The following is a 14,845-nucleotide window of genomic DNA, read 5'->3' on the forward strand; positions in this document are numbered from 1 at the left end:
CATGGCATACGGTGTGAAGATCGCCAAGGGCAACGCCCGTAAGGCTGCCGCCGTCAAGCGCCGTCACATCCGCGTCCGCAAGCGGATCTCCGGTACCCCGGAGCGTCCCCGCCTCGTGGTGACGCGCTCCAACCGTCACATGGTGGCGCAGGTCATCGACGACATCGCGGGCCACACGCTGGCCTCGGCGTCGACCCTGGACGCGTCCATCCGTGGCGGCGAGGGTGACAAGAGCGCGCAGGCCAAGCAGGTCGGCGCCCTGGTGGCCGAGCGGGCCAAGGCGGCGGGCGTCGAGGCCGTCGTGTTCGACCGCGGTGGCAACCAGTACGCCGGGCGTATCGCCGCTCTGGCGGACGCCGCCCGCGAGGCCGGGCTGAAGTTCTAGCCCAGGTCCCTACGCACAGCGGACATAAACGAGAGAGGTAATTCCAATGGCTGGACCCCAGCGCCGCGGTGGCGGCGCCGGTGGCGGCGAGCGGCGGGACCGGAAGGACCGGCGGGACGGCGGCGCAGCTGCCGAGAAGACCGCTTACGTCGAGCGCGTTGTCGCGATCAACCGCGTCGCCAAGGTTGTGAAGGGTGGTCGTCGCTTCAGCTTCACCGCGCTGGTCGTGGTGGGCGACGGTGACGGCACCGTGGGTGTCGGTTACGGCAAGGCCAAGGAGGTGCCGGCCGCCATCGCCAAGGGTGTGGAGGAGGCCAAGAAGCACTTCTTCAAGGTCCCCCGGATCGCCGGCACCATCCCGCACCCGATCCAGGGTGAGGAGGCCGCGGGTGTCGTGCTGCTCAAGCCGGCTTCGCCCGGTACCGGTGTGATCGCCGGTGGCCCGGTGCGCGCCGTGCTGGAGTGCGCGGGCATCCACGACGTGCTCAGCAAGTCGCTCGGCTCGTCGAACCCGATCAACATCGTGCACGCCACGGTGGCCGCTCTCCAGGGCCTGCAGCGCCCCGAGGAGATCGCCGCCCGTCGCGGTCTGCCGCTCGAGGACGTCGCCCCCGCCGCTCTGCTGCGGGCGCGTGCCGGGGTGGGTGTGTGAGCATGGCCCGCCTGAAGATCACGCAGACGAAGTCGTACATCGGCAGCAAGCAGAACCACCGCGACACCCTGCGTTCGCTCGGCCTGAAGAAGCTGGGCGACACGGTTGTCAAGGAGGACCGCCCCGAGTTCCGCGGCATGGCCCACACCGTGCGGCACCTCGTGACGGTTGAGGAGGTCGACTGACATGGCGGAGAACAACCCGCTGAAGGTCCACAACCTCCGGCCCGCCCCGGGCGCCAAGACCGCCAAGACCCGTGTCGGTCGTGGTGAGGCGTCCAAGGGTAAGACCGCTGGTCGTGGTACCAAGGGCACCAAGGCCCGCTACCAGGTGCCGGAGCGCTTCGAGGGTGGGCAGATGCCCCTCCACATGCGGCTCCCGAAGCTCAAGGGCTTCAAGAACCCGTTCCGCACCGAGTACCAGGTCGTCAACCTGGACAAGCTGGCCGCGCTCTACCCGCAGGGTGGCGAGGTCACGGTGGCCGACCTGGTCGCCAAGGGCGCGGTTCGCAAGAACCAGCTCGTCAAGGTGCTGGGTACCGGTGAGGTCTCCGTGGCGCTCCAGGTGACGGTCGACGCCGTCTCCGGCTCCGCCAAGGAGAAGATCACCGCTGCCGGAGGCAGCGTCACCGAACTCGTCTGAGATTCGGTGGCACACCTGGCCGGGGATGCCCCAGATACGGGGCATCCCCGGTTGGTCGTTCCAAGGGGGGCCAGGTCGCCGGTAAGGTGGCGTGCGCTGTTACCTTCCGCGCGGTCCGTGCTCGCGCGGGCCTTGACTGATAAGTATTCGTCGATTTCCAAGACCATCACCTCTCGCGCCTGACGCGGGGGGCGCAGGAGGCACCGTGCTCACCGCGTTCGCCCGGGCGTTCAAGACGCCCGACCTGCGCAAGAAGCTGCTGTTCACGCTGGGTATCATCGTGCTCTTCCGGCTCGGGCAACACATCCCGATCCCGGGCATCGACTACCGCAACGTCCAGACCTGCATCGATCAGGCCAAGGGCCAACAGGGGCTCTTCGGCCTGGTCAACATGTTCAGTGGCGGCGCGCTGCTGCAGATCACCATCTTCGCGCTCGGGATCATGCCGTACATCACGGCGAGCATCATCCTCCAGCTGCTGACCGTGGTGATCCCGCGCCTCGAGGCCCTCAAGAAGGAGGGTCAGTCGGGTCAGGCGAAGATCACACAGTACACCCGCTACCTGACCGTGGCGCTCGCCATCCTCCAGGGCACCGGCCTGGTGGCCACGGCCCGCAGCGGCCAGCTCTTCCAGGCCTGCACGGTCGGCAACCAGATCGTCCGGGACGACGCGATCTTCACCACGGTCGTGATGGTGATCACGATGACCGCAGGCACCGCGCTGATCATGTGGCTCGGTGAGCTGGTGACGGACCGCGGCATCGGCAACGGCATGTCGATCCTGATGTTCGTCTCGATCGCGGCCGGCTTCCCGAGCGCCATGTGGACGATCAAGCAGCAGGGCAAGATCATGGGGGGCTGGCTGGAGTTCGGCCTGGTCGTTCTGTGTGGCCTGGTCATGGTCGGGCTGGTGGTCTTCGTCGAGCAGGCCCAGCGCCGGATCCCGGTGCAGTACGCCAAGCGGATGATCGGCCGTCGCTCGTACGGCGGTACCTCGACCTACATTCCGATGAAGGTCAACCAGGCGGGTGTGATTCCCGTCATCTTCGCGTCGTCCCTGCTCTACATTCCCGCGCTGATCGTTCAGTTCAGCAACTCCAAAGCGGGCTGGGCGCAGTGGATCGAGACCAATTTCGTCAGGGGCGACCACCCCTACTACATCACCACCTACTTCCTGCTCATCGTCTTCTTCGCCTTCTTCTACGTGGCCATCTCCTTCAACCCCGAAGAAGTTGCCGACAACATGAAGAAGTATGGTGGGTTCATCCCGGGCATCCGGGCCGGTCGCCCCACGGCGGAGTATCTGAGCTACGTGCTGAACCGCATTACGTGGCCCGGCTCGCTCTATCTGGGACTGATCGCCCTGGTGCCCACGGTGGCGCTGGTGACGCTCAAGGCGAATCAGAACTTCCCGTTCGGCGGGACCAGCATCCTGATCATCGTGGGTGTCGGCCTGGAGACCGTGAAGCAGATCGAGAGCCAGCTTCAGCAGCGACACTACGAAGGGTTCCTCCGCTGATGCGAATCGTCCTCGTCGGGCCTCCTGGGGCTGGCAAGGGTACGCAGGCCGCGTACCTTGCCAAGAACCTGTCGATCCCGCACATCTCCACGGGCGACCTCTTCCGCGCGAACATCAGCCAGGGCACGCCGCTCGGCCGACAGGCGCAGGAGTACATGCGGGCCGGGCAGCTGGTCCCGGACGAGGTCACCATCGGCATGGCCGAAGACCGGATGCGCCAGCCGGACGCCGCGCAGGGCTTCCTGCTCGACGGCTTCCCGCGCAATCTGGCGCAGGCCGAGGCGCTGGACGGGTTCCTCCGGGACAACCAGATCGCGCTGGACGCGGTGCTGGACCTGGAGGTCCCCGAGGACGAGGTCGTCCGGCGGATCGCCGGGCGGCGCATCTGCCGCAACGACAGCAGCCATGTCTTCCATGTCACCGGCGCCCCGCCGAAGACCGAGGGCGTGTGCGACGAGTGCGGCGGCGAGCTGTACCAGCGCGAGGACGACAGCGAGGAGACCGTTCGCAAGCGGCTGGAGGTCTACCACCGCGAGACGGAGCCGATCATCGACTACTACAAGGCCAAGGGCCAGGTCGTGACGATCCCGGCGCTGGGCAAGGTCTCCGAGGTCACCCAGCGGGCCATGGACGCGCTGGCGGCCAAGGCGGCCTGAGGCCGCGGAGGCGATCAGGCCCCCGGAGACGATCCGGTACACGGCCGCGGTGCCCGTCGGGCGTCGCGGCCGTACTGTTGAGCAGAGCGCCCCGGCGCGTGGCAACCACGGAAACGCGGGAAGGTAGTCCTAGTGGTGGAGATAAAGACCCCCGAGCAGATCGCGAAGATGCGTGAGGCGGGACTGGTGGTCGCGGCCATCCACCAGGCGACGCGCGAGGCGGCCGTTCCGGGCGCGTCGACGAAGGACCTGGACGACGTCGCCCGCAAGGTGCTCGCGGACCACGGCGCCAAGTCGAACTTCCTCGGCTACGGCGGCTTCCCCGCGACCATCTGCACCTCGGTGAACGATGTCGTGGTGCACGGCATCCCGGACCGCGAGACCGTCCTGAAGGACGGCGACATCATCTCGATCGACGCGGGCGCGATCGTGGACGGCTGGCACGGCGACGCCGCCTTCACCGCCTTCGTGGGCACCGGCCACGCGCCCGAGCTGTACGAGCTGAGCCGGGTGACCGAGGAGTCCATGTGGGCCGGCATCGCCGCGGTCCGCAAGGGCAACCGCCTGGTCGACATCTCCAAGGCCATCGAGGGCTACATCCGGCGCCAGCCGCGTCCGGCCTCCGGCAAGTACGGGATCATCGAGGACTACGGCGGCCACGGCATCGGCAGCGAGATGCACATGGACCCGCACCTGCTGAACTACGTCTCGAAGAAGCGCGGCAAGGGCCCGCGGCTGGTGCCGGGCTTCTGCATCGCGATCGAGCCCATGGTGAGTCTGGGCACCGCGAAGACCCACGTGCTGTCCGACGACTGGACGGTCAAGACGGACGACGGGACCTGGTCCAGCCACTGGGAGCACTCGGTCGCGCTGACCGAGGAGGGCCCGCTGGTGCTCACGGCGGTCGACGGCGGAAAGGCCAAGCTGGCCGAGTACGGCATCGAGACGGCCCCGGACCCGCTGGCCTGACGCTCCCCGCGCACGTCCGACACGCCCTCGCGTAAGATCACCGACCGGCGTAATGATCTCTGTATGCGGGCAGGCTGCCCTGGATTCGTGTTTCTGGATGCGCTGACGTAGACTGACACGTCGGCTCACGCATGTCCTTCGGCATGTCGCGAACCGATCAAGGTAGCCGATCCCGAAAGTAGGACATGGCCAAGAAGCAAGGCGCCATCGAGATCGAGGGCACCGTGATCGAGTCTCTGCCGAACGCGATGTTCAAGGTGGAGCTTCAGAACGGTCACAAGGTCCTCGCGCACATCAGCGGCAAGATGCGTATGCACTACATCCGCATCCTGCCGGATGACCGGGTCGTCGTGGAGCTGTCTCCGTACGACCTGACGCGCGGACGGATCGTCTACCGCTACAAGTAGATCTCACGACCCGGAGAACCTGACATCCCATGAAGGTCAAGCCGAGCGTCAAGAAGATCTGCGACAAGTGCAAGGTGATCCGCCGCCACGGCCGGGTCATGGTCATCTGCGACAACCTGCGCCACAAGCAGCGCCAGGGCTGACATCTGCCCGGCACGCACGACCCTGCACCTCGCAGTATCTTCGCGCGACGCGTCAATACGTACATACGCAGTCACCCGTGCCCGCTCCGGCGGGGACGACACCCCCGGTCGGAGGCCGGGGACCCGGAGGCCGCCCGCGGCGGGCCGGGAGTGGTGCTGCGGAAGACCTCCGACAACCATCTGGAGCCAGATACATGGCACGCCTCGCAGGCGTTGACCTCCCGCGCGACAAGCGCGTCGAGGTCGCCCTCACCTACGTCTTCGGCATCGGCCGCACCCTTGCCCAGCAGACCCTCGCCAACACCGGCGTGAACCCGGACACCCGCGTTCGCGACCTGGCCGAGGAGGACCTGGTCAAGATCCGCGAGTACGTGGACAACAACATCAAGACCGAGGGTGACCTCCGTCGCGAGATCCAGGCCGACATCCGCCGCAAGGTCGAGATCGGCTGCTACCAGGGTCTGCGTCACCGCCGCGGCCTGCCGGTCCACGGCCAGCGCACCAGCACCAACGCCCGCACCCGCAAGGGCCCGCGTCGCGCCATCGCCGGCAAGAAGAAGCCGGGCAAGAAGTAGTCCGCACCGGACGCTTTTCAAGCGGTCCGGCTGTAGGACCGACCACCTCCACGGGAGATACACCGAATGCCTCCGAAGAGCCGTACGGCCGGCGCCAAGAAGGTGCGCCGCAAGGAGAAGAAGAACGTCGCCCACGGGCACGCTCACATCAAGAGCACGTTCAACAACACCATCGTCTCGATCACCGACCCGACCGGTAACGTGATCTCTTGGGCCTCGGCCGGCCACGTCGGCTTCAAGGGCTCGCGCAAGTCCACCCCCTTCGCCGCGCAGATGGCCGCCGAGTCGGCCGCCCGCCGGGCGCAGGAGCACGGCATGCGCAAGGTCGACGTGTTCGTCAAGGGTCCGGGCTCCGGCCGTGAGACCGCGATCCGCTCGCTCCAGGCCACCGGCCTGGAGGTGGGTTCGATCCAGGACGTCACTCCGACTCCGCACAACGGATGCCGCCCGCCCAAGCGTCGGCGCGTCTGACCAGCTGAAGTAGGAGACAAACCAGAAAATGGCGCGTTACACCGGGGCCGACTGCAAGCGTTGCCGTCGGGAGAAGCAGAAGCTCTTCCTCAAGGGGAGCAAGTGCGAGAGCGCAAAGTGCCCGATCGAGATCCGTCCTTACCCCCCGGGTGAGCACGGTCGCGGGCGCACCAAGGACAGCGAGTACCTGCTGCAGCTCCGTGAGAAGCAGAAGGCCACCCGCATCTACGGTGTCCTTGAGAAGCAGTTCCGTGGTTACTACGCGGAGGCGAACCGGAAGACCGGCAAGACCGGTGAGAACCTCCTTCGCATCCTCGAGTCGCGGCTGGACAACGTGGTTTACCGGGCCGGCTTCGCCAAGTCCCGTGACCACGCCCGGCAGCTGGTTCGCCACGGCCACTTCACCGTGAACGGCGTGAAGACCGACATCCCGTCGGCCCGCGTCGCCGTGAACGACATCATCGAGGTCCGCTCGAAGTCCCGGACCCTGACCCCCTTCCAGGTGGCTCAGGCCGAGGCCGGCGAGCGCACCGTGCCGGCGTGGCTGGAGGCCATTCCGTCGCAGATGCGGATCCTCGTCCACTCGCTGCCCGAGCGCCAGGTGATCGACACCCAGGTGCAGGAGCAGCTGATCGTCGAGCTCTACTCGAAGTAACCGCTCCTCGCGGTACTACGGACAGTAGTAGCTCCGGCTACGGGCGGTACGAGCCGTTTGGCCCGTGCCGCCCGTACCATCGTCAGTACAGAGGGCGTCATATAGCGGGCGCCCACGACTGAAGGATCGAAACACCATGCTGATCGCTCAGCGTCCTTCGTTGACCGAAGAGGTCGTCGACGAATTCCGCTCCCGGTTCGTGATCGAGCCGCTGGAGCCGGGCTTCGGCTACACCCTCGGCAACTCCCTGCGTCGTACGCTCCTCTCCTCGATCCCCGGTGCGGCTGTCACCAGCATCCGGATCGACGGGGTCCTGCACGAGTTCACCACCGTGCCGGGCGTCAAGGAGGACGTCACCGACCTCATCCTCAACATCAAGCAGCTGGTCGTCTCCTCGGAGCACGACGAGCCGGTCGTGATGTACCTGCGCAAGCAGGGCCCCGGCCTGGTCACCGCCGCCGACATCGCCCCTCCGGCCGGTGTCGAGGTGCACAACCCCGACCTGGTCCTGGCCACGCTGAACAGCAAGGGCAAGCTGGAGATGGAGCTGACCGTCGAGCGCGGTCGCGGCTATGTCTCCGCCGTGCAGAACAAGCAGGTCGGCCAGGAGATCGGCCGGATCCCGGTCGACTCCATCTACTCGCCGGTCCTCAAGGTCACCTACAAGGTCGAGGCGACCCGTGTCGAGCAGCGCACCGACTTCGACAAGCTGATCGTCGACGTCGAGACCAAGCAGGCCATGCGCCCGCGCGACGCCATGGCCTCGGCCGGTAAGACCCTGGTCGAGCTGTTCGGCCTGGCCCGTGAGCTGAACGTGGACGCCGAGGGCATCGACATGGGCCCGTCCCCGACGGATGCCGCCCTGGCCGCCGACCTGGCGCTGCCGATCGAGGAGCTCGAGCTCACCGTCCGCTCGTACAACTGCCTCAAGCGCGAGGGCATCCACTCCGTGGGTGAGCTCGTCGCCCGGTCCGAGGCGGACCTGCTCGACATCCGCAACTTCGGCGCCAAGTCGATCGACGAGGTCAAGGCGAAGCTGGCCGGCATGGGCCTGGCCCTCAAGGACAGCCCGCCCGGGTTCGACCCGACCGCCGCGGCCGACGCCTTCGGCGCGGACGACGACGCGGACGCCGGTTTCGTCGAGACCGAGCAGTACTGAGCTGCGGGGCCCCGAGCTGAGCGCTCGGGGCCCTGAGCTTCGACTGAAACTTCCGGCGGGCGCTCCTGCCCGTCGGTGACTGACACCGGTACCTCATACGGCCGGTGCAGACCGAAGGAGAAACAATGCCGAAGCCCACCAAGGGTGCCCGTCTGGGCGGCAGCGCAGCGCACGAGCGGCTGATGCTGGCGAACCTCGCCACCTCGCTGTTCGAGCACGGCCGGATCAAGACCACCGAGGCGAAGGCCCGCCGCCTGCGCCCGGTCGCGGAGAAGCTGATCACCAAGGCGAAGAAGGGCGACCTTCACAACCGCCGCCTGGTGCTCCAGACCATCCGTGACAAGAGCGTCGTCCACACCCTCTTCACGGAGATCGGGCCGCGCTACGAGAACCGGCCGGGTGGCTACACCCGCATCACCAAGATCGGCAACCGTCGCGGCGACAACGCGCCGATGGCGATCATCGAGCTGGTTGAGGCGCTGACCGTGCAGCAGGAGGCCGTCGGCGAGGCCGAGGCCGCCACCAAGCGCTCCGCGAAGGACGCCGCCGGCGACCAGGCGCTCGAGGGCCTGAAGAAGGACGAGGCCACCGAGGCCGAGGCCACCGAGTCCAAGGACGAGGCCGCCGAGGCCCCGGCCGAGGAGTCGAAGGACGCCTGAGCCGGTCTCCCCGCTTGCGCGGGGTGACACCTTCATCGGCTGACGAGACGGGCCCGCCCCCGGGAACCTGGGGGGCGGGCCCGTCCCACACGCAGAGAGATTCACGGAGGAACCGCGGGTGACGGACGAGGCGCCCGAAGGCTACGTACGGGTCCGGCTGGACCTGTCGTACGACGGCACGGACTTCTCCGGCTGGGCGAAGCAGCGCGGCCGGGACACGGTGCGCACCGTGCAGGGCGAGCTGGAGAACGCCATGCGCATCGTCATGCGCATGCAGGACCCCGTGGAGCTGACGGTCGCGGGCCGCACCGACGCCGGCGTCCACGCCCGCGGCCAGGTCGCCCACGTCGACCTCCCCGAGCCGATCTGGGCCGAACACCACGACAAGCTGCTGCGCCGCCTGGCCGGCCGGCTCCCGCACGACATCCGCGTCTGGTCCGTCGCCCAGGCCCCACCCGGCTTCAACGCCCGCTTCTCCGCCATCTGGCGCCGCTACGCCTACCGCGTCGTCGACCACCCCGGCGGCGTCGACCCGCTGCTGCGCGGCCATGTGCTGTGGCACGACTGGCCCCTGGACGTGGCCGCCATGAACGCGGCCGCCGAGAAGCTGCTCGGCGAGCACGACTTCGCGGCGTACTGCAAGAAGCGCGACGGCGCCACCACCATCCGCACCCTCCAGCGCCTCACCTGGGAGCGCGGCCCCGACGGCGTCATCACGGCCACCGTCCGCGCCGACGCCTTCTGCCACAACATGGTCCGCTCCCTGGTCGGCGCCCTCCTCTTCGTCGGCGACGGCCACCGCCCCCCGGACTGGCCCGCCAAGGTCCTGGCCGTCGGCATCCGCGACTCCGCGGTCCACGTCGTCCGCCCCCACGGCCTGACCCTCGAAGAAGTCGGCTACCCGCCGGACGACCAACTCGCCGCGCGCAACCGCGAGTCCCGCAACAAGCGGACCCTTCCGCTGGCGGGCCCGGCGGGGGCGGGGTGCTGCTGAGCGTCAGCGGGTCCGGGCGCCGATCCAGCCCAGCACTTCGGCGGGTACGCCGGCCTCGTCGAGAAGCCCTCCGCCATGGGCCGAACCGGGCAGGATCTCGGTGGTGACGTCCGCGTCCGGCATGCCCTTCGCCTCTTCGGCCGCCTCCAGGTCGGTGGAGTGGGCGGCGGGGACGAAATCGTCCTCGGAGTGAAGGAGATACATAGGCGCGTCGTCGGCGCCGGAGGCCCGGTTCTTGGTGACCATGTCCCGCCAGGTGTCCCAGCAGCTGGGATGCATCGAAGTGTCGGTATCGGCTGAATCCGGGAAGCAGCGTGCCAGGATGGTGGCGTTGTCGCGTACCTTCTTCTCCTTCGCGGTGCTGCCCGCCGCGTTTCCGTCAACCCACGCACGGTATGGGGATGCCACCGGAGACAGCCCGACCACCCCACGCACCCGGGAGGCGCCCGCGCCGTAGGTGGCGACAGCTGTCGCGATGTGGCCTCCCGCGGACGATCCGAGCACCACGATCCGGTCCGGGTCGAGATCGAAGCTCGCCGCCCGCTGCTTGATCCAGGAGATGGCGCTGAGCGCGTCGTCACGCTGGGCGGGCCAGGGTGCGTCGAAATTGAGGCGGTAGTCCACGTCGAACACGGCGTAGCCGGCGTCGGAAAAGGTTCGGGACCAGGTCGCCCAGCCGGAGTCCTCGTACCAGTAACCGCCGTGGAGGATGACGATTCCGGGTTGCGTCGCGTTCTTGGCGTGCCAGTAGGCCTTGAGCTGCTGGCGCTCGTGGCTGCCGTACTCGTACGAGACCTCGGAACGGCCTGCCGCCCGGCTGGGTGCGGCGCCGAATGTGAAGTAGCTTGCGATGAGTGCCGAGATGAGGCCGAGACACAGCAGCAGACGAGGGAATGCGGGGTGTCTTCGGCTGTTCATTCGGTCTCCGCGAGGTCTGCGGCGCTGATGGCCAGATCGTTGGTGACGGTGAAGAAGGGCTTGAACCGAGTCGGCCCACGGCCTGGAGAATCCAGTACCGACGGGGGATGGCTGTCGACCTTCTTCCGCTCGACGAGGTCTCCGAGGATCCGGCCGATGCGGACCGGCTCACTGCCCGGAGCGAGTCGCAGGGCCAGATCCCATACATCGCGGTCGCCGCTGAGGGCGGCCAGCGCGCGTGCGTACGACACGGTCAGGCGGAAGCGGGTCCGATCGAGGGGATCGACGTCGGCGGTGAAGTTGTGGGCGTTCCCGGCCCGAGAGACGGCCAAGCCCGCGAGCGCCGCGGTGCTGGTGAACTCGGCGCCGTAGAGGGTCCCGTGGATGGTGAGGGTTTCATGGCCGACCCGCAGCGTGTCGGCCTCCGCATGCGCCGTGCGATGCCAGGTGCGCAGTGCGAGGTAGCCGTCGCTGGTCCGGTAGGGGATGCACCACGAGAAGGGGCTGTTCGGTCGCGGTCGGTACGTCAGGAGGCCGCGCTGCTCGACCAAGTGGGCTGTGACGCGGCGGCCCGTCCCGTCGTCGGCGCGCTCGGCCCGGAAGTCCCAGCGGCCTTCGGCGAGGTGGAGTAGCTCGGACCGCGGGAACAGCGCTGTCCATTGCGTCTTGTCGGCGCCTGTCGCCGGTGGCTGAAGAGGCGTGCGGAGCAGTTCTTCACCGCCGCGTCTGCGTAGGATCAAGGACAGGTCCTCGCCGGACAGACCCGAGTCGTTCAGCCGGACATGGAGGTCGCCGCCGACGGTGATCCGGCACGAGGCCGTAGGGCGGAGCGGTCCCAGCGACGCCCGTCCGGATGTCGTGGTCGGCGCATCGGCCTGGGGGGATTCCGCCGGGAGACGGTGTGCTGGGCGTATGAGCCTGCCGACGCCGCGGCGCAGCCGTCTGGTCAGCTCGGCCATGGCGGATTCGCGCTCCTTGAGGACTTCTGTGAACAGGGCCTCATAGGCGCTTGCTACGGTGCGCGGCGCGTACCGGAGGGCGGATGACTGCGCAGACTCCCCCATGGCGGTGCGCCGTTCGTCGTCGTTGATCAGCCCGAGGAGGGCTGACGCGATGGCATCGGTATCACCGACGGGGACGAGGAGGCCGTCCTCGCCGTCCGTGATGATCTCGCCGGGGCCGTGGGGGCAGTCGGTGGCCACGACGGGCACGCCGCAGTGCATCGCTTCGACGATCGTCATGCCGAAGGACTCTTCGTCGGACGTGACGGCGGCGATGGAGCCCTTGGCCCACTCCGTCTCGATGGGGGAGTGGGCGCCCATCAGTGACACATGGTCGCTCAGACCGAGTTCGTCGATGGTGGTGCGCAGCCGCTGGCGCTCGGGGCCTCGGCCGTAGATGCGCAGGCGCCAGTCCGGTCGTTCGGACGCCACTTTGGCGAAGGCTTCTACGAGAAGTTCGTAACGCTTGACGGGCACCAGGCGGCCGGCAGCGACGACGAGCTTGGTGGTTCCGGTCGATCTCTCCACCCCTGGGGCGGGGACCGCGTTGGGAATGCCGTTGATACGCGTAGAGGCGTGCGCGAGATGGGCGCGATGGATGGCTGCGTCCGCCTCCGAAACGGCGACGAAGGCGTCGAGGCGGGCGATCGCCTCATCCAATGCCGTGCGCATGGCTCCGGTGCCGTGCGTGTCATAGATACGGTGTTCCTGGCCGATTCGCGCGTAACGTCCGCGGCCCGACTCCGCCAGGTAGAGGACCAGCCCGGGGCGGGTGGCCACGACGACATCGGCGTCGGTCTGGGCGAGGTGTTCGGCGACGCGCTGGTCGGTGAGCCGGTTGAACTGTGCATCCGCCGCTTCGGGGTCCGGCACCAACACGCTGGGGGCGCTGAAGAGCGCGTTCTCCGGGCCGCTCGCGGTGGCGGACTCCCGCCTGTCGATGAGCGAGTGGAGCCGAACTTTCCGGGCCAGGGTTAATCGTGGCTGGTCCTGGGTGCGCAGCACCGACACGATCTGCACGTCGTGGCGGGCGGCGAGTGCCCCGGCGAGGTTGAAGGTGGAGCGGATGGTGCCACCGATGCCGAAAGCATTCTGCAGTAAGAACGAGATTTTCATGCGCGACTGAGCGCGTGATGCCCCCCCCGAGGACGCCACGCGGGCCCCTCCCCGAACCCGTTAGTGAGCTGCGGCACCCGTTGTGCGGCCTTATGCGCAGCGCGTGCCGAAAGCAGTGACAGTAGCGGGCGGTGGGGCGCTCGCTGCATTCAGTGACTGCACTTTAGATGGACACGGAAAGGGCTTGTCAAGCAACCCGGTGGGCGGCTCGGTCGCTTTGTCGGAGATGTACCCCGGCGTGTTGGCTTGATCTTTTCAATTCCCTTAACGCATGCACACGTTCTTTTTTCGATTGGGGGTTGACAAGTTCATGGTCGCGTCCCATAAGTTTGCCGCCGTTCACTCTGAGTCGAGGGGTCGATCACGGGGGGTGCGGCGTGCGATTACGCACGAAGATGCTCGGAGTGGTGCTGCTGTGTGCCGCGACGACGGCAAGCGGGATGCCGCCCTTCGGTGCTCCTGTGGCTTCGGCAGCCGGTTGTGCGGTGGGGACTGAAAGCGATTTCAACGGGGACGGTCTGCGTGACACCGCGATCGCCGACCCGGAGGCCACAGTCGGCGGCGCGGAACAGGCCGGACTGGTCCGGGTCGTGCTGGCCGGCGGCAAGGGAGTCTTCGAGATCTCGGAGGCGATGCCGGACATGATCGCCAAGCCTGAGCGCGGCGACCGCTTCGGCTATGCGCTGGCCGCGTACGACGCCGACGCGGACGGCTGCACGGACCTGGTGGTCGGCGCGCCATATGAGGATGTCTCCAAGGACGGCACCACACTTCCCGACGCGGGGGCCGTCTACGTCATTCACGGCACGTCGGCCGGCATCGGCCCCGGCTCGAAGGTCGACAGCTACACCCAGGCGGGGTTGGATCCGGAAGCCGTGAACGAGGCGTACGACTGGTTCGGTTACGCCCTCGCGGCTGGGAAGACCTCTTCGGACAAGCCGTATCTCGCCGTCGGGGTGCCCGGAGAGAACATCGGGGACACCGCCGACGCGGGAGGTGTCCACTACCTTCAGGGGTCCGTCAGGAGCAGGGTCACCCAGAGCAGCCCCGGTGTGCCGGGCGAGCCCGAGGCGCACGACCGGTTCGGTTATGCCCTGTCCGGAACCTCACGCTACCTGGCGGTAGGAGCGCCGGGCGAGGCGATCGGCGAGGAGACCTTCGCGGGCGCGGTGGCGGTGTTCAACCACACGATCGCCGACGGTGTGCCCACGGCGCTCGCGGGTCTGGACCAGGACCAGCCCGGTGTCGCTGGAGCCGCAGAGACCGGTGACGGTTTCGGATCGGCGGTCTCCCTGGTGTCTTACCGTCCCGCGGGGGCGTCCTCCGAGACGGATGCCATGCTGGCGATCGGCACGCCGGCCGAGGACATCGGGGACGTCGCCGACGCCGGAAGCGTCGAGGTGCTGCAGATCGCGGCTTCCGGAGCTTATACGGAGATCAACGCCATCGACCGGAGCACCGCGGATGTGGAAGGTGCACCGGTCGCCGGGGACTTTCTCGGGCAGCGGGTGGCGCTGGCGAACATGAGCCCGGGAGCCGTCGGCACGGCGGGCACGATGCGATTGGCGGCGAGCGCGCCGGGTCACGACGCGGGGACCGCCACCGAGGCAGGCGCCGTGCAGGTTTTCCCGGCCCTGGGACCCGTCGGAACGGGCGACCGGATCCTGACTCGGGGAGATGGTGTTCTCCCGGGCCCAGCAGGAAAACGCGACTACGCGGGGATGGGGCTCATGGGGACCTCGGCCGACCTGTATGTGGGAGTGCCGTACAGCAAGTCCGGTGACGAGCCCAGAGGAGTCGTCTACGTGGTGCCGTGGAAGAACATCTTCTCGGGCGGGACCGAACCCGTACGCGCATACGAGCCGGGGGCCGGCGGAATCCCGGACGCGGGCAGGGCCTTCGGGGCGGTGCTCAGATGAGCTCC

18 protein-coding genes are annotated in these 14,845 nt (G+C 68.0%); 16 read left to right on the top strand and 2 right to left on the bottom strand.

All coding sequences use genetic code 11. From position 1 onward, the window contains the following. Window position 1 precedes the first annotated feature (1 nt). From rplR to truA, 15 genes are all read left to right on the top strand, one after another. On the top strand, window positions 2-385 hold the full coding sequence (rplR, locus tag BBH68_RS16240) for a 50S ribosomal protein L18 (RefSeq protein ID WP_065963014.1): 384 nt from the start codon (window positions 2-4) through the stop codon (window positions 383-385). 46 nt (window positions 386-431) lie between these two features. Further along, window positions 432-1,037 (top strand): 30S ribosomal protein S5, encoded by a 606-nt coding sequence (gene rpsE, locus BBH68_RS16245; RefSeq protein ID WP_030835127.1) that lies wholly within the window; start codon window positions 432-434, stop codon window positions 1,035-1,037. A gap of 2 nt (window positions 1,038-1,039) precedes the next feature. Continuing rightward, window positions 1,040-1,222, top strand: coding sequence for a 50S ribosomal protein L30 (gene rpmD / locus BBH68_RS16250; protein ID WP_065963017.1), 183 nt, complete (start codon window positions 1,040-1,042; stop codon window positions 1,220-1,222). Between the two features lies 1 nt (window position 1,223). Then, on the top strand, window positions 1,224-1,679 hold the full coding sequence (gene rplO, locus BBH68_RS16255; RefSeq protein WP_065963019.1) for a 50S ribosomal protein L15: 456 nt from the start codon (window positions 1,224-1,226) through the stop codon (window positions 1,677-1,679). Window positions 1,680-1,884: 205 nt separating this feature from the next. Next, window positions 1,885-3,198: a preprotein translocase subunit SecY gene (gene secY, locus BBH68_RS16260; protein WP_065963021.1), complete on the top strand. Its 1,314-nt coding sequence runs from the start codon at window positions 1,885-1,887 to the stop codon at window positions 3,196-3,198. After that, window positions 3,198-3,854 carry an adenylate kinase gene (locus tag BBH68_RS16265; protein WP_065963023.1) on the top strand — a complete coding sequence of 219 codons (657 nt, stop codon included), beginning with the start codon at window positions 3,198-3,200 and terminating at the stop codon, window positions 3,852-3,854. The genes secY and BBH68_RS16265 overlap by 1 nt, the downstream gene beginning before the upstream one ends. Window positions 3,855-3,986: 132 nt before the next feature. After that, complete coding sequence (map, locus tag BBH68_RS16270; RefSeq protein ID WP_065963026.1) at window positions 3,987-4,823, top strand: type I methionyl aminopeptidase; 837 nt, start codon at window positions 3,987-3,989, stop codon at window positions 4,821-4,823. A gap of 185 nt (window positions 4,824-5,008) precedes the next feature. Then, entirely contained in the window at window positions 5,009-5,230 is a 222-nt protein-coding gene (infA, locus tag BBH68_RS16275) for a translation initiation factor IF-1 (RefSeq protein ID WP_003956442.1), read from the top strand. A 29-nt stretch (window positions 5,231-5,259) separates the two neighbouring features. Then, a complete protein-coding gene (rpmJ, locus tag BBH68_RS16280) occupies window positions 5,260-5,373 on the top strand; it encodes a 50S ribosomal protein L36 (protein ID WP_003956441.1) in 114 nt (37 codons plus the stop codon). 194 nt (window positions 5,374-5,567) lie between these two features. Beyond that, on the top strand, window positions 5,568-5,948 hold the full coding sequence (rpsM, locus tag BBH68_RS16285) for a 30S ribosomal protein S13 (protein ID WP_060945198.1): 381 nt from the start codon (window positions 5,568-5,570) through the stop codon (window positions 5,946-5,948). 66 nt (window positions 5,949-6,014) lie between these two features. After that, window positions 6,015-6,419, top strand: coding sequence for a 30S ribosomal protein S11 (rpsK, locus tag BBH68_RS16290; RefSeq protein WP_009715860.1), 405 nt, complete (start codon window positions 6,015-6,017; stop codon window positions 6,417-6,419). A gap of 28 nt (window positions 6,420-6,447) precedes the next feature. Further along, entirely contained in the window at window positions 6,448-7,074 is a 627-nt protein-coding gene (gene rpsD, locus BBH68_RS16295) for a 30S ribosomal protein S4 (RefSeq protein ID WP_065963028.1), read from the top strand. Between the two features lie 136 nt (window positions 7,075-7,210). Further along, window positions 7,211-8,233: a DNA-directed RNA polymerase subunit alpha gene (locus BBH68_RS16300; RefSeq protein WP_065963030.1), complete on the top strand. Its 1,023-nt coding sequence runs from the start codon at window positions 7,211-7,213 to the stop codon at window positions 8,231-8,233. 125 nt (window positions 8,234-8,358) lie between these two features. Beyond that, on the top strand, window positions 8,359-8,892 hold the full coding sequence (gene rplQ, locus BBH68_RS16305; protein WP_065963033.1) for a 50S ribosomal protein L17: 534 nt from the start codon (window positions 8,359-8,361) through the stop codon (window positions 8,890-8,892). 118 nt (window positions 8,893-9,010) lie between these two features. Continuing rightward, entirely contained in the window at window positions 9,011-9,886 is an 876-nt protein-coding gene (gene truA, locus BBH68_RS16310; RefSeq protein WP_065963036.1) for a tRNA pseudouridine(38-40) synthase TruA, read from the top strand. Between the two features lie 3 nt (window positions 9,887-9,889). Here truA and BBH68_RS16315 read toward each other — a convergent pair whose 3' ends face one another. Next, window positions 9,890-10,804 (bottom strand): alpha/beta hydrolase, encoded by a 915-nt coding sequence (locus tag BBH68_RS16315; protein WP_065963038.1) that lies wholly within the window; start codon window positions 10,802-10,804, stop codon window positions 9,890-9,892. After that, complete coding sequence (locus BBH68_RS16320; RefSeq protein ID WP_065963040.1) at window positions 10,801-12,921, bottom strand: glycosyltransferase family 4 protein; 2,121 nt, start codon at window positions 12,919-12,921, stop codon at window positions 10,801-10,803. The genes BBH68_RS16315 and BBH68_RS16320 overlap by 4 nt, the downstream gene beginning before the upstream one ends. Before the next feature lie 485 nt (window positions 12,922-13,406). Here BBH68_RS16320 and BBH68_RS16325 point away from each other — a divergent pair, with 485 nt between their 5' ends. Next, window positions 13,407-14,840, top strand: coding sequence for a hypothetical protein (locus BBH68_RS16325; protein ID WP_245738079.1), 1,434 nt, complete (start codon window positions 13,407-13,409; stop codon window positions 14,838-14,840). Window positions 14,841-14,845 lie beyond the last annotated feature (5 nt).

This window comes from Streptomyces sparsogenes (assembly GCF_001704635.1).
In the GTDB taxonomy this organism is placed as follows: Bacteria; Actinomycetota; Actinomycetes; order Streptomycetales; family Streptomycetaceae; genus Streptomyces; species Streptomyces sparsogenes.